Origin of the sequence: Streptomyces sp. NPDC126497, from assembly GCF_040302425.1 — a bacterium.
Lineage (GTDB): Bacteria > Actinomycetota > Actinomycetes > Streptomycetales > Streptomycetaceae > Streptomyces.
Genome location: NZ_JBEORT010000021.1, coordinates 48,080 through 64,280, shown reverse-complemented (window position 1 = coordinate 64,280; position 16,201 = coordinate 48,080). Strand labels below are relative to the sequence as shown.

Sequence of the window (16,201 nt, the reverse complement as noted above, 5' to 3'; positions counted from 1 at the left end):
CAAAGTCCGACCGCCCGGTTGCCCCACCCTCTCGTACCCCTCCTAGACTGAACCTCCAGCACAGGCGGCTACACGCTCGAAAGGCGCCCCCGTGTCCATCGGCAACTCCCCTGAAGACGAGCGTCCCTTCGAAGACGTTTCCGAGGAAGCCCGCCCCTCCGTCTCCGTCGGCCGAGCGCTGCAGCAGGCGCGCGTCGCCGCCGGGCTCACCGTCGACGACGTCAGCGCCGCCACGCGCGTCCGGGTCGCCATCGTGCGCGCCATCGAGGCGGACGACTTCACGCCCTGCGGCGGCGACGTCTACGCGCGCGGGCACATCCGGACCCTGGCCAGGGCCGTGGACCTCGACCCGGCCCCGCTGATCAGCCAGTACGAGGCCGAGCACGGCGGCGGACGTCCGGCCCCGACCCCGGCCGCCCCGCTCTTCGAGGCGGAGCGCATCCGTCCGGAGCGTCGCGGACCCAACTGGACCGCGGCCATGGTCGCCGCGATCGTCGTCGTGATCGGCTTCGTCGGTTTCACGGTGGTCAAGGGCGGTGACGACGGCGCCAAGGAGAACGTCGCCGAGGGCACCGAGCCCGCCGAGTCGGCCTCGCCCACCCCCACGTCCGAGAAGACCGTCGTCCCCGAGCCGGAGCCGTCGGACAGCGCCATCGCCGCCGCGCCGCAGGACAAGGTGACGGTCAAGGTCAGCGCCGCCGACGGACGCAGCTGGATCTCCGCCAAGGACCACAACGGCCGGCTGCTGTTCGACGGACTGCTCAAGCAGGGCGATTCCAGGACCTTCCAGGACAGCTCCGAGGTCAATCTGGTCCTCGGCGACGCCGGCGCGATCGACCTGTTCGTGAACGGAAAGAAGATCGAGGACGACTGGCAGCCGGGCGCCGTCGAGCGCCTGACCTACACCAAGGGCGACCCGCAGGCCGGATGATCCGGCCCAAAGGGTGCTTCGTCGACGGGGTTGGCCATGATCGGCCAACCCCGTCGACGTGGGGCCTCAGCGGGACGAAGTAGTCTTGAGCCCATGCCTGAACGCCGTACCGTCGCACTCGTCACCCTTGGCTGCGCCCGTAACGAGGTGGACTCGGAGGAGCTCGCAGGCCGTTTGGAGGCGGACGGCTGGCAGCTCGTGGAGGACGCCGAGGAAGCGGACGTCGCCGTCGTCAACACCTGTGGTTTCGTCGAGGCCGCCAAGAAGGACTCGGTCGACGCCCTCCTGGAGGCAAACGACCTCAAGGGACACGGAAGAACCCAGGCCGTCGTGGCGGTGGGCTGCATGGCCGAGCGGTACGGCAAGGAACTCGCCGAGGCGCTCCCCGAGGCCGACGGCGTGCTCGGCTTCGACGACTACGCCGACATCTCCGACCGCCTCCAGACCATCCTGAACGGCGGCATCCACGCCTCCCACACCCCGCGCGACCGGCGCAAGCTGCTGCCGATCAGCCCGGCCGAGCGGCAGGACTCGGCCGCCGCCGTCGCCCTTCCGGGACACGGCCCGGCGGACCTGCCCGACGGCCTCGCCCCGGCGTCCGGCCCCCGCGCGCCGCTGCGCCGACGGCTGGACGGCGCCCCGGTCGCCTCGGTGAAGCTCGCCTCCGGCTGCGACCGGCGCTGCTCCTTCTGCGCCATCCCCTCCTTCCGCGGCTCCTTCATCTCGCGCCGCCCCAGCGACGTGCTGAACGAGACCCGCTGGCTGGCCGAACAGGGCGTCAAGGAGGTCATGCTGGTCTCCGAGAACAACACCTCCTACGGCAAGGACCTGGGCGACATCCGCCTGCTGGAGTCCCTGCTGCCCGAGCTGGCCGAGGTCGACGGCCTCGAGCGGGTGCGGGTCAGCTACCTCCAGCCGGCCGAGATGCGGCCCGGCCTGATCGACGTGCTGACCTCCACCCCGAAGGTCGCCCCGTACTTCGACCTGTCCTTCCAGCACTCCGCGCCCGACGTGCTGCGCGCGATGCGCCGCTTCGGCGACACCGACCGGTTCCTGGAGCTGCTCGACACCATCCGGAGCAAGGCGCCCCAGGCAGGTGTGCGCTCCAACTTCATCGTCGGCTTCCCCGGCGAGTCCGCGGCCGACCTCGCCGAGCTGGAGCGGTTCCTGAACCACGCGCGGCTGGACGCCATCGGCGTCTTCGGCTACTCCGACGAGGAGGGCACCGAGGCGGCGACGTACGACCGCAAGCTGGACGAGGAGGTCGTCGCCGAGCGGCTGGCCCGCGTCTCGCGGCTGGCCGAGGAACTGGTCTCGCAGCGCGCCGAGGAGCGGATCGGCGAGACCGTGCACGTGCTGGTGGAGTCCGTCGACGAGACGGAGGGCGTGCACGGCCGGGCGGCGCACCAGGCCCCCGAGACGGACGGCCAGGTGCTGCTCACGAGCGGCGAGGGACTGAGCGTCGGCCGTATGGTCGAGGCGAAGGTGGTCGGCACGGAAGGTGTCGACCTGGTGGCCGAGCCGCTGTTCCAGGGTTCGCTCGCGTGCGGTGAGGAGGCGGGCAGATGACGGGTGTCCCGGCATCGGCGGCGGGAGGCCCCTCCGGTACGAGGAGGGTGGTGGGCGCCGGCCCCGGAGGGCCGGTGCCGGGCCGCGCGGCGCGGGAGGCCCGGGGCCCGGCTCAGGGGCCGGCGGACGGTGGCCCGGCGCGTCGCGGTCCGTCCGGCCGTGCTCCGGGCGGTGCCGAGTCCCACGGCGACGAGGCCGTCGCGACGGCGGGGGGCGGACCCGGCGGCGGAGCCCTCGCCGAGGACGGCACGCGGCACCCGCGCGGCGCGAAGATCGCGGCGGCGGCCGTCAACCAGGCCAGCGTCTGGAACATCGCCAACCTGCTGACCATGCTCCGGCTGCTCCTGGTGCCGGCGTTCGTGGCGCTGATGCTCGCCGACGGCGGATACGACCCGGCGTGGCGGTCGTTCGCCTGGGCGGCCTTCGCCATCGCCATGATCACCGACCTGTTCGACGGTCACCTGGCGCGCACGTACAACCTCGTCACCGACTTCGGGAAGATCGCCGACCCCATCGCCGACAAGGCGATCATGGGGGCGGCGCTGATCTGTCTCTCCTCGTTGGGCGATCTCCCGTGGTGGGTCACCGGAGTCATCCTCGGCCGGGAACTCGGCGTCACCCTGCTGCGTTTCCTGGTCATCCGCTACGGCGTGATCCCGGCCAGCCGAGGGGGCAAGCTCAAGACCCTCACCCAGGGCATCGCCGTCGGCATGTACGTGCTGGCGTTGACGGGGTGGCTGGCCACGCTGCGGTGGTGGGTGATGGCCGCGGCGGTCGTGCTGACCGTGGCGACCGGACTCGACTACGTGAAACAGGCCATTGTGCTGCGCAGGCGGGGAATCGCCGAGCGCGCGGCGGCGTTGGAGGAGACGGAAGCGTGAGTTCCGAGGCCGCCGAGGTGGTGCGACTACTCACCGTGAACGGCGGAACGCTCGCCGTCGCCGAGTCGCTGACCGGTGGCCTGGTGGCGGCGGAGATCACTTCGGTCCCCGGGGCGTCCAAGGTCTTCCGGGGCTCGGTGACGGCGTACGCCACCGCGCTCAAGCGGGAACTGCTCGGTGTGGACGCCACTCTGCTGGCGCAGCGCGGAGCGGTGGATCCGCAGGTGGCGGCCCAGATGGCGGCCGGCGTCCGCGCGGCGCTCGGTGCCGACTGGGGCATCGCCACCACGGGGGTGGCCGGTCCCGACCCCCAGGACGGCCAGGCGGTCGGCACGGTTTTCGTGGCCGTGGACGGCCCTCCGGGGGCGGGCACGGGTTCCGCCCGCGGCGGAAAAGTGGAGCATCTGCGGTTGAACGGCGACCGTGCGGAAATTCGTATGGAGAGTGTACGGAGCGTACTCGCACTGCTCCTGACGGAGCTTGCGGGCGAACAGACCGGGAATGAGCGGGCACAGGATACGGAACGGAACGGGGGGTTTTGATGTTTGCAGCCCTGAGTGAACACGACATCGCTCCCCGCACGGCCGCGGCGCAAGGCGGTACGGTGGGGCGAGAAGGATGCGGCTACGCGGTCCGAGGAGGGAGCCACCGATGATTCTGCTCCGTCGCCTGCTGGGTGACGTGCTGCGTCGGCAGCGCCAACGCCAGGGCCGTACTCTGCGCGAAGTCTCCTCGTCCGCCCGAGTCTCACTCGGCTATCTCTCCGAGGTGGAGCGGGGGCAGAAGGAGGCTTCCTCCGAGCTGCTCTCCGCCATCTGCGACGCGCTGGACGTACGGATGTCCGAGCTCATGCGGGAAGTGAGCGACGAGCTCGCTCTCGCCGAACTGGCCCAGTCCGCTGCAGCGACCCCCAGCGAGCCCGTGCCCAGGCCGGTTCGTCCGATGCTGGGTTCCGTCTCGGTGACCGGTGTGCCACCGGAACGGGTGACCATCAAGGCACCCGCCGAGGCGGTGGACGTCGTCGCCGCGTGAGCCCGGTGCTCCGCGCGCGTGGCGGGAAGGTGTGAGATGCCCCGGTAGGGGCCCTTCCGGGAGATCCGGAGGGGTGCCGCCGGGGTTTTCGCATGCGCGGGCCTCCCCGGTGCGTTTGCCGCTGCCGTGCGTGGCGGTCATCGTGGAGGGACGAGGCGGGGGGTCAGCCACGGAGGTGCGGATGTACGTCGTGAAGAGCCCGTTGTCCGACGCGAGCCTGAAGACCGTGTCCGAGGCGCTCCAGGGCGCCCTGGTCGATCTGGTCGATCTCGCCCTGGTGGCCAAGCAGATCCACTGGAACGTGGTCGGGCCGCGCTTCCGCTCCGTCCACCTCCAGCTCGACGAGGTCGTGACGCTGGCGCGCACCCACTCCGACACCGTGGCGGAGCGCGCCGCGGCGCTGGGGGTCTCGCCCGACGGACGCGCCGCGACGGTGGCCGTGGGCAGCGGGATCGGGGTGACGCCCGAGGGCTGGGTCGACGACACGGCCGCGGTGGGTGCGCTCGTGGAGGCGCTGGGCGCGGTGATCGCCCGTATGCGGGAGCGGGTCACGGCGACCGACGAACCGGACCCGGTGAGCCAGGACATCCTGATCGCGATCACCGCGGACCTGGAGAAACAGCACTGGATGTTCCAGGCCGAGAACGGGTGACGTGGCCCTGGAGGGTCGTGGGGCCCTCGGGGAGCGGTCCGGGGCCCGGGGCGCGCCCGTGTGCCCTGGGCGCGCCCCCTGCGCGGGGGCTCTCACGGCCCCGGCCCGGGAGTGGACGCCGTGACGGCGGGGCGGGTGGTGCGTCGGTGGGCCGCTCTGGGATGCGGGGCGCTGTGGTGGTGGGCGATGGGACGACTGCTGCTGGCGCCCGGTGCCGGGGCGGTGGAAGGGGCGGTCGTGGCCGGAGGGTGGGGGCTCGGCCTGCTGCCGGTGCACTGCGTGCCCAAGACGCGGGCGGAAGGGGCGCTGGCGGCGGGGCGGTGGCGGCGGGCCTGGCGCTCGGGCCGGAGGGCCCGTGTGCGGTCAGCGGACGGTTCGGGGGAGACCCCCGGATGAGCGCGCGGGAGCCGGGCCCGGCTGACAGGTGGGGCACCAGTACGTGGGGCGCTCACGGGAGCCGTCGCCCTGGTCGGCGAGACGGATCGGGGTGCGGCAGCGCAGACAGGGGCGGCGGGCGCGACCGTACACGAACAGGTCCTGGCCGCGGCGGCCCGTGGTGTTGCGGACCGGGCGCTCACGGTTGAACTCCAGCAGCTTCCTGGCGAGCCCGGGCAGCTTCGCGGACCGGTCGGCGGGCAGCTCGCCCACGGGGAGCCAGGGGGTGACGCCGAGGAGGAAGCAGAGCTCGCTCTTGAAGATGTTGCCGATGCCCGCGAGGTTGCGCTGGTCCAGCAGGGCCTCGCCGAGGGGGCGGGCCGGGTCCTTCAGGAGGTTGGCCAGCGCGAGGTCGGGGTCCCAGTCCGGGCCGAGGAGGTCGGGGCCGAGGTGGCCGACCGCGCGGTCCTCGTCGGCGGTGCGCAGCAGCTCCAGGACGGGCAGCCGGTAGCCGACGGCCGTGCGGTCGGCGTTGCCGAGGACGGCGCGGATCTGGTGGGCGGGCCCGCCGTCCCAGCGCTGCCCGTGCGGGTAGACCCGCCAGGAGCCGTCCATCCTGAGGTGCGAGTGCAGGGTCAGGCCGCCTTCGACGCGGGTCAGCAGGTGTTTGCCGCGCGGGGTGACGTCCAGCACGGTGCGGCCGGTGAGGTCGGCCGTGGCGAGCCTCGGCACCCTGAGGTCGCTGCGGGTCAGCATCCGGCCGGCCAGGGCGTCCTGCAGCCGCCGCGCGGCCTGCCAGACCGTGTCTCCTTCGGGCATGCGTCAAGGGTGGCATGCCGGGCGGCCGGAGTGCTCGGGCGGGAGAGCTCCGGCGTCGGCTCAGGCGCGCAGCCGCAGCCCCCTGGGGGTGGCGACGAAGCCGGCCGTCTCCAGGAGGGTGCCCAGGGGGGAGGTCAGTGCCGGGGCGCCGTTGACGCGCTCCACCGTGACCGTGCCGAGGGAGCCCGCGCGGGCGGCCGCGGCGAGGGCTTCGGCGGCGGCCGGCAGACGCGGGTCGTCGGCGGGTTCGCCGTCGGGGGCGGCGGGCCAGGCCAGCAGCGTCTTGCCGCCGCGCTCCATGTAGAGCGTCAGTTCACCGTCCACCAGCACCACCAGGGAGCCCGCCTTGCGGCCGGGTTTGTGCCCGGCACCGGCCGGCGGCTCGGGCCAGTCCAGAGCGGCGCCGTAGGCGTTCGCCGGGTCGGCGGCGGCCAGGACCACGGCGCGCCCTCCGCGGTCCGTACCGGTACGACGGCCGGTGAAGGGGTCGTACGCGGAACGCCCGCCGTTCCGCCGGGGCGGCGGAGGGGACTGCGGGGCCAGGTCGCGGGGGGAGAGGTGGTCACCCGGTGAGAGACGGGCGTACGGGCCGGGGAAGCCGTCGTGGTCCGGGGCGGTCCCGAAGGGGTCGGGGCCGTCGCCGAAGGGGCCGGGCGCGGGCGGGAGGCCGTCGCCCCGCTCGCGGGCGTTGGCCGCCGCGCGGAGGCGGTCCACGGCCCCGTCCATCGCGAACTGGGCCGCGCCCAGGCCCTCCACCACGTAGCCGCGACGCGCCTGCCCCGTCTCCTCGAAGGCGGCCAGCACGCGGTACACCGCCGAGAAGCCGCCCTCGACGCCTTCCGCGGAGACGGCGCCCCGGGTCACCACGCCGTGCCGGTCGAGCAGGGTGCGGGCCAGCGCGTGGGCACGGACCGTGGCGTCGCTGTCCCGGTCAGGGAGCAGGGACCAGCGGCCGGCGACGGTCGGCGGGCCGGTGCGGGAGGCACCGCGGGCGGACGCCGCGAGCGAACCGTAGCGTCCGCGCGGGACCGGGCGCTTCGCGCGGTGTGCCGTGGAGCCCGCCGTGCGGCCCGAGCCCAGCAGGGAACGCATGGGGGTGAGCGTGTCGTTGGTCAGCCGCCCGGACCAGGTGAGGTCCCACAGGGCGTCGGCCAGCTGGGGATCGCCGGCCTCGGGGTGGGTGGTGGCGCGCACCCGGTCGGCGATCTGGCGGAAGAACAGGCCGTAGCCGCCGGAGAGGGCGTCCAGGACGGACCGGTGGAGCGCGGTGAGCTCCAGGGGGTGCGGGGGCGGCAGCAGCAGCGGGGCCGCGTCCGCGAGGTAGAGGGAGACCCAGCCGTCCTTCCCGGGGAGCGAGCCGGCCCCCGCCCACACCACCTCCCCGGCGGCCGTCAGCTCGTCCAGCATCGCCGGGGCGTAGTCCGCCACCCGGGACGGCAGGACCAGCTTCTCCAGGGCGGACGCGGGCACGGACGCGCCCTGCAACTGTTCGACGGCGCGCACCAGGCCGTCGACGCCGCGCAGGGAGTGCCCCTTGCCGACGTGCTGCCACTGGGGGAGGAACTGGGCGAGCGCGGGCGGCGGCACCGGCTCCAGCTCGTGCCGCAGCGCGGCCAGGGAACGGCGGCGCAGCCGGCGCAGTACGGTCGCGTCGCACCACTCCTGTCCGATCCCGGCCGGATGGAACTCGCCCTGGACGACCCGGCCCGCCGCCGAGAGCCGCTGCAGGGCACCCTCGGTGACCGCCGCGCCCAGCCCGAAGCGGACCGCCGCGGTGGCCGACGTGAACGGGCCGTGGGTGCGCGCGTACCGGGCGAGGAGGTCGCCGAGGGGGTCCTTGACCGGCTCGGTGAACGCCTCGGGAACACCGACCGGGAGCGCCGTGCCCAGCGCGTCGCGCAGCCGGCCGGCGTCCTCGATCGCCGCCCAGTGGTCGGCGCCCGCGATCCGCACCCGGATGGCGCGCCGCGCCGAGGCGAGCTCCCGCGCCCACTGCGGTTCGGCTCCTCGCTCGGCGAGTTCGGCGTCGGTGAGCGGGCCCAGCAGCCGCAGCAGGTCGGCCACGCCCTCCGCGTCCTTGACCCGCCGGTCCTCGGTGAGCCACTGCAGCTCGCGCTCCAGCTCGGTGAGCACCTCCGCGTCGAGCAGCTCGCGCAGCTCGGCCTGGCCGAGCAGCTCGGCCAGCAGCCGCGAGTCCAGCGACAGGGCGGCGGCGCGGCGCTCGGCGAGCGGGGAGTCGCCCTCGTACAGGAACTGGGCGACGTACCCGAAGAGGAGGGAGCGGGCGAAGGGGGACGGTTCGGGGGTGGTGACCTCGACCAGGCGCACCCTGCGGGACTCCAGGTCGCCCATCAGCTCGACGAGCCCGGGCACGTCGAAGACGTCCTGGAGGCACTCGCGGACCGCTTCCAGGACGATCGGGAACGAACCGAACTCCCCGGCCACCTGGAGCAGTTGCGAGGCACGCTGACGCTGCTGCCACAGCGGTGTGCGCCGGCCGGGGCTGCGGCGCGGCAGCAGCAGCGCGCGGGCGGCGCACTCGCGGAACCGGGACGCGAACAGCGCCGAGCCGCCCACCTGGTCGGTGACGACCTGATCGACCTCGCCCTTGTCGAAGACGACGTCGGCCGCGCCCACCGGTGCCCGGTCCGCGTCGTACTCCGCGCCGGCCCTCACCGGCTCCTGGTCGAGCAGGTCGAGGCCCATCAGGTCGGCGTCCGGCAGCCGCAGCACGATGCCGTCGTCGGCGTGCATCACCTGGGCGTCCATGCCGTACCGCTCGGACAGGCGGGCGCCGAGCGCCAGCGCCCACGGGGCGTGCACCTGGGCGCCGAACGGGGAGTGCACGACCACCCGCCAGTCACCGAGCTCGTCGCGGAAGCGTTCCACCACGATGGTGCGGTCGTCGGGGACGTGGCCGCAGGCCTCGCGCTGTTCGCCGAGGTAGGACAGCACGTTGTCCGCGGCCCGGGCGTCGAGGCCCGCCGCGCGCAGCCGCAGCCGGGCGTCCTCCTCGGACAGCGCGCCCACCTCGCGCAGGAACGCGCCCACCGCGCGGCCGAGCTCCAGCGGGCGGCCCAGCTGGTCGCCCTTCCAGAACGGCAGCCGGCCCGGTACGCCCGGCGCCGGGGAGACCAGGACCCGGTCGCGGGTGATGTCCTCGATGCGCCAGGAACTGGTGCCCAGCGTGAAGACGTCGCCCACCCGGGACTCGTAGACCATCTCCTCGTCCAGCTCGCCGACCCGCCCGCCGCCCTTCTTGGGGTCGGAGCCCGCCAGGAACACCCCGAAGAGGCCGCGGTCGGGGATCGTGCCCCCGGAGGTGACGGCCAGACGCTGGGCGCCAGGGCGGCCGGTGATCCCGCCCGTGACCCGGTCCCACACCACGCGCGGGCGCAGCTCCGCGAACGCGTCGGACGGGTAGCGGCCGGCGAGCATGTCCAGGACGCCCGTGAAGGCGGACTCGGGCAGGGAGGCGAAGGGCGCCGCGCGGCGGACCAGGGCGAGCAGGTCGTCGAACTGCCAGGTGTCCATGGCCGTCATGGCGACGAGCTGCTGCGCCAGGACGTCGAGGGGGTTGGCGGGGACCCTGAGGGCCTCGATGGCCCCCGTGCGCATGCGCTCGGTGACCACCGCCGCCTGCACCAGGTCGCCCCGGTACTTCGGGAACACCACACCTGTGGAGACCGCGCCCACCTGGTGCCCCGCGCGGCCGACGCGCTGGAGCCCGGAGGCGACCGACGGCGGGGACTCGACCTGGACCACCAGGTCGACGGCGCCCATGTCGATCCCCAGCTCCAGGCTGGAGGTGGCGACCACCGCGGGCAGCCGGCCCGCCTTGAGGTCCTCCTCGACCAGGGCGCGCTGCTCCTTGGAGACCGATCCGTGGTGGGCGCGCGCGATGACCGCGGGCGCGCCCCGGGCGACCCCGGAGCCGCCCATCAGCTCGGCGGGGGAGTGGCGCTCGTCCAGGGGCTCGCCGGTGGCCCGCTCGTGGGCGATCTCGTTGAGCCGGTTGCACAGCCGCTCGGCGAGGCGGCGGGAGTTCGCGAACACGATGGTCGAGCGGTGCGCCTGCACCAGGTCGGCGATCCGCTCCTCGACGTGCGGCCAGATCGACGGGCGCTCGGCGCCCTCCGAGCCGTCGGCGACCGGGGAGCCGCCCAGCTCGCCCAGGTCCTCGACCGGCACCACCACGGACAGGTCGAACTCCTTGCCGGACTCCGGCTGCACGATCTCCACCCTGCGGCGCGGGGAGAGGAACCGGGCGACCTCGTCGACCGGGCGCACCGTCGCCGACAGGCCGATGCGGCGGGCCGGGCGGGGCAGCAGCTCGTCCAGCCGCTCCAGGGTGAGCGCGAGGTGCGCGCCGCGCTTGGTGCCGGCGACCGCGTGCACCTCGTCCAGGATCACCGTCTCCACGCCCGTCAGCGCGTCGCGCGCGGCCGACGTCAGCATCAGGAACAGGGACTCGGGCGTGGTGATCAGGATGTCCGGCGGCCGGGTGGCCAGGGCGCGCCGCTCCGCGGGCGGGGTGTCGCCCGAGCGGATGCCCACCTTCACCTCGGGCTCGGGCAGCCCCAGGCGCACCGACTCCTGGCGGATGCCGGTCAGCGGACTGCGGAGGTTGCGCTCGACGTCGACCGCCAGGGCCTTCAACGGCGAGACGTACAGCACCCGGCAGCGCTTCCTGGGGTCGGCGGGCGGCGGCGTGGAGGCCAGCCGGTCCAGGGCCGCGAGGAAGGCGGCCAGGGTCTTCCCGGAACCGGTGGGGGCGACCACCAGCACGTCCGAGCCCTCCCCGATGGCCGACCACGCGCCGGCCTGGGCGGCGGTGGGCGCGGAGAACGCCCCCGTGAACCAGCCGCGGGTCGCGGGGGAGAAGCCGTCCAGGGCTTGGTGCGGATCACTGACCATGCGTCCATCGTGCACCCGGCCACTGACAATCGGGCCGGGCCGGGCCGGGAAGGCGGGGCGCCGGGGCCGCGTGACAATGGCCGCATGGCGGAATCGGGCGGAGAGCGGGCGCGGCACTGGCAGTACGACGAACTGCCCGGCGTCGACCTGCTGCGCGCCCGCTACATACGGAAGACGTTCGTCCGGCACACCCACGAGCACTTCGTGATCGCGGCCATCGCCGACGGGGTCGAGGTCTTCCACCACGGCGGGGGCGACCAGTACGCGGGCGCCGGGGCCCTCGCCCTGGTGAACCCCGACACCCCGCACACCGGCCGGGCGGGCGTCCCCGAGGGCTGGCGGTACGGGGCGGTGTACCCGTCGCCCGAGGTGGTGGCCGCCATCGCCGCCGAGACCACCACGCTGCGCGGCACCCCGGGATTCGTGACGCCGGTGCTCGACGACCCGTACACCGTCCACCTGGTGCACCAGGTGCTGCGGGCCACCGACGAGGGCAACGCGCTCGCCGCCGACACCCTGCTCCGGGTGGTGGTGACCCGGCTGCTGCGGCTGAACGGCGGGACGCTGCCACGGCGCGAGGTGCGCACGGCGGGGGCCCGGACCGCGGCACGCGCGCGTGCCGTGCTGGAGGAGCGGATGGCCGATCCGCCGACCCTGGAGCGGCTCGCCGGTGAACTGGGCGGCAGTCCGTTCGCGCTGCTGCGTGCCTTCCGGGACGCCTACGGGATGCCGCCGCACACCTGGCTGACCGACGCGCGCGTGCGGCGGGCGCGCCGGCTGCTGGACGCGGGGACGCCGCCGTCGGAGGCGGCCGTCGCGGTCGGGTTCACCGACCAGTCGCACCTGACCCGGCACTTCGGCCGGATCGTCGGCGTGCCGCCGGGGGCGTACCAGCGCGAGCGCAAGAACGTACAAGACGCGCGGGGCGGTCCGCCCGTACCGTGCGGTGCGTGGCAGTGGAACGGACAACAGAGCACGCAGACATACGGGACGGCGGCGGAGGCGAACCGGACGGCGCCGTCGTGCGGGACGCCCTGGGCGTCGGCATCGCCGTCGGACTCTCCGGTTTCGCCTTCGGCGTGACCTCGGCGGGCAGCGGGCTCACCCTGCTCCAGACCTGTGCGCTCAGCCTGCTGGTGTTCACCGGTGCCTCCCAGTTCGCACTGGTGGGGGCGCTGGCGGCGGGCGGGAGCCCCTTCACGGCCGCCGCGGGGGCGTTCTTCCTCGGGGTGCGCAACGCCTTCTACGGGCTGCGGCTGTCGCAGGTGCTGGCGCTGCCCCGCGCGGTGCGACCGTTCGCCGCGCAGTGGGTCATCGACGAGACGACGGCCGTCTCGCTCGCCCAGCACACCCGGCGCGGCGCGCGCATCGGGTTCCTGGTGACCGGGCTCAGCCTCTACGTCCTGTGGAACCTCACCACGCTGCTCGGCGCGCTGGGCGCCGAGGCGATCGGCGACACCGACGCGTGGGGGCTGGACGCGGCCGGGCCCGCGGTCTTCCTGGCGCTGCTCGCGCCGATGCTGCGGACCGGCACCGAGCGGACCGTCGCCGGGCTCGCCGTCCTCCTGGGACTGGGGCTGCTGCCCGTGCTGCCGGCCGGCGTGCCGGTCCTGGTGGCCGCGCTCGCGGCACCGGCCGTCCTGTGGGCCCGGGGCCGCGGGAGCGCCTCGCGCGGTGACACGGTGGAGGGAGACCGTTGAACATCTGGATCGCGATCGGTGTGACCGCCCTCGGCTGCTACGCCGTCAAGCTCGTGGGGCTGCTGGTGCCCGCCGGGGTCCTCGAACGGCCCCTCGTCAGGCGCCTCGCCGCGCTCCTCCCGGTCGCCCTGCTCGCCGCCCTGACGGCCCAGCAGACCTTCTCGGACGGTCGGGACCTGCTCCTGGACGCCCGCGCGGCCGGGCTGGGGGCGGCCGCCGTGGCGCTGATCCTCCGTGCTCCGTTCCTGCTGGTGGTCGGGGCGGCCGTCGCCGTGACGGCGGGGGTGCGGGCGCTGGGCGGCTGAGACGGCGGGCGCGGCGCCCGGCGGTGCCGCACCGGGGACGGCGGGCGGCTCCGGCGCCGGCCGTGGGCCCGGCCGCGGGCGGGGAACGGTGCCGGCGGGCGCCCCGGCCCGGGGCCGCTTCCGCAGGCGGGATACTGGGTGCATGCGGTTGACGGTTTTCTGGGAGCGGATGACGGAGCACTTCGGTGCGGGCTACGCCGACACCTTCGCACGCGACCATGTCATGTCCGAGCTCGGCGGGCGCACCGTGCACGAGGCGCTGGCGGCCGGCCGGGACGCCAAGGACGTCTGGCAGGTGGTCTGCGCGGTGATGGACGTCCCCGCGGAGAAGCGCTGACCGTCACGGAGCCCGACGGCGAGCGCACGGCCACGGCAGGCGTGGGCGAGACTTGATCCGTGGCACCCACTGACGAGACCGGGCCGGCGGCCCAGCACCCCTCCACGCCCGGCGCGCCGCCGCCCGCCGGGCCTCTGTCGTCCCCCGTGACCGGGCAGGGCGCCCGCATGCCGCGCTGGCTGCCGCGCGCCATGGTGCTCGCCCTCGCGCTGTTCGCCGTGTTCCAGCTGGGCAGCTGGGTCTTCCACCAGCTCATCGGTCTGCTGATCAACGTCCTCATCGCGTTCTTCCTGGCGCTCGCCGTCGAGCCCGCGGTGAGCTGGATGGCCGCCCGCGGGGTGCGCCGGGGCCTGGGCACCTTCCTCGTCTTCCTGGGCGTGCTGATCGCCGCGGCGGGCTTCGTCACGCTGCTCGGGTCCATGCTGGCGGGACAGATCATCAAGATCGTCGAGGACTTCCCGGAGTACCTCGACTCCGTGATCAACTGGATCAACACGCACTTCCACACCGAGCTGCGGCGCGTGGACATCCAGGAGGGCCTGCTGCGCTCCGACTGGCTGCGCAACTACGTCCAGAACAGCGCCACCGGTGTCCTGGACGTGTCCGCGCAGGTCCTCGGCGGTCTCTTCCAGCTGCTGACCGTCGGTCTGTTCTCGTTCTACTTCGCCGCCGACGGCCCGCGGCTGCGGCGCACCGTCTGCTCCCTGCTGCCGCCCGCCCGGCAGGCCGAGGTGCTGCGCGCGTGGGAGATCGCCGTGAACAAGACGGGCGGCTACCTCTACTCGCGCGGGCTGATGGCCCTGGTCTCCGGCCTGGCGCACTACGTCCTGCTGGAGTTCCTCGAGGTGCCCTACGCGCCCGTCCTCGCCGTGTGGGTGGGCCTGGTGTCGCAGTTCATCCCCACCATCGGTACCTATCTCGCGGGCGCCCTGCCCATGCTGATCGCCTTCGCGGTCGACCCCTGGTACGCGCTGTGGGTGCTGATCTTCGTGGTGGTCTACCAGCAGTTCGAGAACTACGTGCTGCAGCCCAAGCTGACCTCGAGGACCGTCGACATCCACCCGGCGGTCGCCTTCGGCTCGGTCGTCGCGGGAACCGCCCTGCTCGGTGCCGTGGGCGCGCTGATCGCCATCCCCGCCGTCGCCACCCTGCAGGCGTTCCTGGGCGCGTACGTACGGCGGTACGACGTCACGGACGACCCCCGGGTGCACGGTCACCGCGGTCCCGGTGACGGGCCGGGCGCCCTCGCACGCGTCCGTCGTCTGTGGGCCCGCCGGCCGGGTCCGGAGCGGCCCCGCGGCGGGGACGACGGGGCCTCCTGAGGACGCCCGGCCCGCGCGTCGCGCGGGGCCGCCGTGCGGTGTGGCGCGCTTGACACAAAAATCGAACATCCATTCTTATGGAGGTGCCGGTGAGGCTCGACGACGGGTGTTGTGCCCCTTTTTGTACGGGTGTGCACCCGCGTTATCCACAGGCCGAAGGTGCGTCGGGGCGCGTTGTCAGTGGCAGGCGTTAGCGTCTTTGACGTGAAGCGATCGAATCAAGCAAATCGGGTGGAACCCATGGCAGGAACCGACCGCGAGAAGGCGCTCGACGCCGCGCTCGCACAGATCGAACGGCAATTCGGCAAGGGCGCGGTCATGCGCATGGGTGACCGGACCAACGAGCCCATCGAGGTCATCCCGACCGGGTCGACCGCGCTCGACGTGGCCCTCGGCGTCGGCGGCCTGCCGCGCGGCCGTGTGGTGGAGATCTACGGACCGGAGTCCTCCGGCAAGACGACCCTGACCCTGCACGCGGTGGCGAACGCGCAGAGGGCCGGCGGCCAGGTCGCCTTCGTGGACGCGGAGCACGCCCTCGACCCCGAGTACGCGAAGAAGCTCGGCGTCGACATCGACAACCTGATCCTGTCCCAGCCGGACAACGGCGAGCAGGCCCTGGAGATCGTGGACATGCTGGTCCGCTCCGGCGCCCTCGACCTCATCGTCATCGACTCCGTCGCCGCGCTCGTCCCGCGCGCGGAGATCGAGGGCGAGATGGGCGACAGTCACGTGGGTCTGCAAGCCCGGCTGATGAGCCAGGCCCTGCGGAAGATCACCAGCGCGCTCAACCAGTCCAAGACCACCGCGATCTTCATCAACCAGCTCCGCGAGAAGATCGGCGTGATGTTCGGCTCGCCGGAGACCACGACCGGTGGTCGCGCGCTGAAGTTCTACGCCTCGGTGCGCATCGACATCCGCCGCATCGAGACCCTCAAGGACGGCACCGAGGCGGTCGGCAACCGCACCCGCTGCAAGGTCGTCAAGAACAAGGTGGCGCCGCCCTTCAAGCAGGCCGAGTTCGACATCCTCTACGGCCAGGGCATCAGCCGCGAGGGCGGCCTGATCGACATGGGCGTGGAGCACGGCTTCGTCCGCAAGGCCGGCGCCTGGTACACCTACGAGGGCGACCAGCTCGGCCAGGGCAAGGAGAACGCCCGCAACTTCCTCAAGGACAACCCCGACCTCGCCAACGAGATCGAGAAGAAGATCCTGACGAAGCTGGGCGTGGGCGTACGGCCCGAGGAGTCCGACGCCGAGCCGGGCGCGGACGCCACGGGCACCACTCCGGCCGAGCCGGCCGCCGTACCGGCACCGGCGGCCAAGACCACCAAGTCCAAGGCCGCGGCGGCCAAGAGCTGACC

General features: G+C 73.7%; 14 protein-coding genes. 12 read left to right on the top strand and 2 right to left on the bottom strand.

All coding sequences use genetic code 11. The features are described 5' to 3' along the window. Window positions 1-91: 91 nt before the first annotated feature. From ABTY20_RS12960 to ABTY20_RS12935, 6 genes are all read left to right on the top strand, one after another. Complete coding sequence (locus ABTY20_RS12960) at window positions 92-931, top strand: helix-turn-helix domain-containing protein (protein WP_351997034.1); 840 nt, start codon at window positions 92-94, stop codon at window positions 929-931. A gap of 93 nt (window positions 932-1,024) precedes the next feature. Next, window positions 1,025-2,500 carry a 30S ribosomal protein S12 methylthiotransferase RimO gene (gene rimO, locus ABTY20_RS12955; protein WP_351997033.1) on the top strand — a complete coding sequence of 492 codons (1,476 nt, stop codon included), beginning with the start codon at window positions 1,025-1,027 and terminating at the stop codon, window positions 2,498-2,500. Next, window positions 2,497-3,381 (top strand): CDP-diacylglycerol--glycerol-3-phosphate 3-phosphatidyltransferase, encoded by an 885-nt coding sequence (pgsA, locus tag ABTY20_RS12950; protein WP_351997032.1) that lies wholly within the window; start codon window positions 2,497-2,499, stop codon window positions 3,379-3,381. The genes rimO and pgsA overlap by 4 nt, the downstream gene beginning before the upstream one ends. Further along, window positions 3,378-3,923 (top strand): CinA family protein, encoded by a 546-nt coding sequence (locus ABTY20_RS12945; RefSeq protein ID WP_351997031.1) that lies wholly within the window; start codon window positions 3,378-3,380, stop codon window positions 3,921-3,923. The genes pgsA and ABTY20_RS12945 overlap by 4 nt, the downstream gene beginning before the upstream one ends. Window positions 3,924-4,032: 109 nt before the next feature. Further along, complete coding sequence (locus ABTY20_RS12940) at window positions 4,033-4,413, top strand: helix-turn-helix domain-containing protein (protein WP_309097037.1); 381 nt, start codon at window positions 4,033-4,035, stop codon at window positions 4,411-4,413. Between the two features lie 181 nt (window positions 4,414-4,594). Then, entirely contained in the window at window positions 4,595-5,065 is a 471-nt protein-coding gene (locus ABTY20_RS12935) for a Dps family protein (protein WP_351997030.1), read from the top strand. Between the two features lie 363 nt (window positions 5,066-5,428). Here the strand turns inward: ABTY20_RS12935 and ABTY20_RS12925 are convergent, their stop codons facing one another. Together ABTY20_RS12925 and ABTY20_RS12920 are read right to left on the bottom strand one after the other, a co-directional pair. Next, window positions 5,429-6,259, bottom strand: coding sequence for an Fpg/Nei family DNA glycosylase (locus ABTY20_RS12925; protein WP_351997029.1), 831 nt, complete (start codon window positions 6,257-6,259; stop codon window positions 5,429-5,431). A gap of 60 nt (window positions 6,260-6,319) precedes the next feature. After that, window positions 6,320-11,176: an ATP-dependent helicase gene (locus ABTY20_RS12920; protein WP_351997028.1), complete on the bottom strand. Its 4,857-nt coding sequence runs from the start codon at window positions 11,174-11,176 to the stop codon at window positions 6,320-6,322. 84 nt (window positions 11,177-11,260) lie between these two features. On the opposite strand from ABTY20_RS12920, the gene ABTY20_RS12915 reads away from it, so the two are divergent. From ABTY20_RS12915 to recA, 6 genes are all read left to right on the top strand, one after another. Further along, window positions 11,261-12,259 (top strand): AraC family transcriptional regulator, encoded by a 999-nt coding sequence (locus tag ABTY20_RS12915; RefSeq protein WP_351997027.1) that lies wholly within the window; start codon window positions 11,261-11,263, stop codon window positions 12,257-12,259. Then, window positions 12,160-12,876, top strand: coding sequence for an AzlC family ABC transporter permease (locus ABTY20_RS12910; RefSeq protein WP_351997041.1), 717 nt, complete (start codon window positions 12,160-12,162; stop codon window positions 12,874-12,876). Before ABTY20_RS12915 ends, ABTY20_RS12910 begins: the two co-directional genes overlap by 100 nt. Continuing rightward, window positions 12,873-13,181, top strand: coding sequence for an AzlD domain-containing protein (locus ABTY20_RS12905; protein WP_351997026.1), 309 nt, complete (start codon window positions 12,873-12,875; stop codon window positions 13,179-13,181). Before ABTY20_RS12910 ends, ABTY20_RS12905 begins: the two co-directional genes overlap by 4 nt. 142 nt (window positions 13,182-13,323) lie before the next feature. Continuing rightward, complete coding sequence (locus ABTY20_RS12900; protein WP_351997025.1) at window positions 13,324-13,518, top strand: DUF3046 domain-containing protein; 195 nt, start codon at window positions 13,324-13,326, stop codon at window positions 13,516-13,518. A gap of 59 nt (window positions 13,519-13,577) precedes the next feature. Further along, window positions 13,578-14,840, top strand: coding sequence for an AI-2E family transporter (locus tag ABTY20_RS12895; protein ID WP_351997024.1), 1,263 nt, complete (start codon window positions 13,578-13,580; stop codon window positions 14,838-14,840). A 240-nt stretch (window positions 14,841-15,080) separates the two neighbouring features. Further along, on the top strand, window positions 15,081-16,199 hold the full coding sequence (gene recA, locus ABTY20_RS12890) for a recombinase RecA (protein ID WP_351997023.1): 1,119 nt from the start codon (window positions 15,081-15,083) through the stop codon (window positions 16,197-16,199). The last annotated feature ends 2 nt before the right edge of the window (window positions 16,200-16,201 follow it).

Bases quoted from the DNA above. Each gene is read 5' to 3' on its own strand.
- rimO (WP_351997033.1), top strand. From the start codon at position 1,025: ATGCCTGAACGCCGTACCGTCGCACTCGTCACCCTTGGCTGCGCCCGT.
- pgsA (WP_351997032.1), top strand. From the start codon at position 2,497: ATGACGGGTGTCCCGGCATCGGCGGCGGGAGGCCCCTCCGGTACGAGG.
- ABTY20_RS12940 (WP_309097037.1), top strand. From the start codon at position 4,033: ATGATTCTGCTCCGTCGCCTGCTGGGTGACGTGCTGCGTCGGCAGCGC.
- ABTY20_RS12935 (WP_351997030.1), top strand. From the start codon at position 4,595: ATGTACGTCGTGAAGAGCCCGTTGTCCGACGCGAGCCTGAAGACCGTG.
- ABTY20_RS12925 (WP_351997029.1), bottom strand. From the start codon at position 6,259: ATGCCCGAAGGAGACACGGTCTGGCAGGCCGCGCGGCGGCTGCAGGAC.
- ABTY20_RS12920 (WP_351997028.1), bottom strand. From the start codon at position 11,176: ATGGTCAGTGATCCGCACCAAGCCCTGGACGGCTTCTCCCCCGCGACC.
- ABTY20_RS12915 (WP_351997027.1), top strand. From the start codon at position 11,261: ATGGCGGAATCGGGCGGAGAGCGGGCGCGGCACTGGCAGTACGACGAA.
- ABTY20_RS12900 (WP_351997025.1), top strand. From the start codon at position 13,324: ATGCGGTTGACGGTTTTCTGGGAGCGGATGACGGAGCACTTCGGTGCG.
- recA (WP_351997023.1), top strand. From the start codon at position 15,081: ATGGCAGGAACCGACCGCGAGAAGGCGCTCGACGCCGCGCTCGCACAG.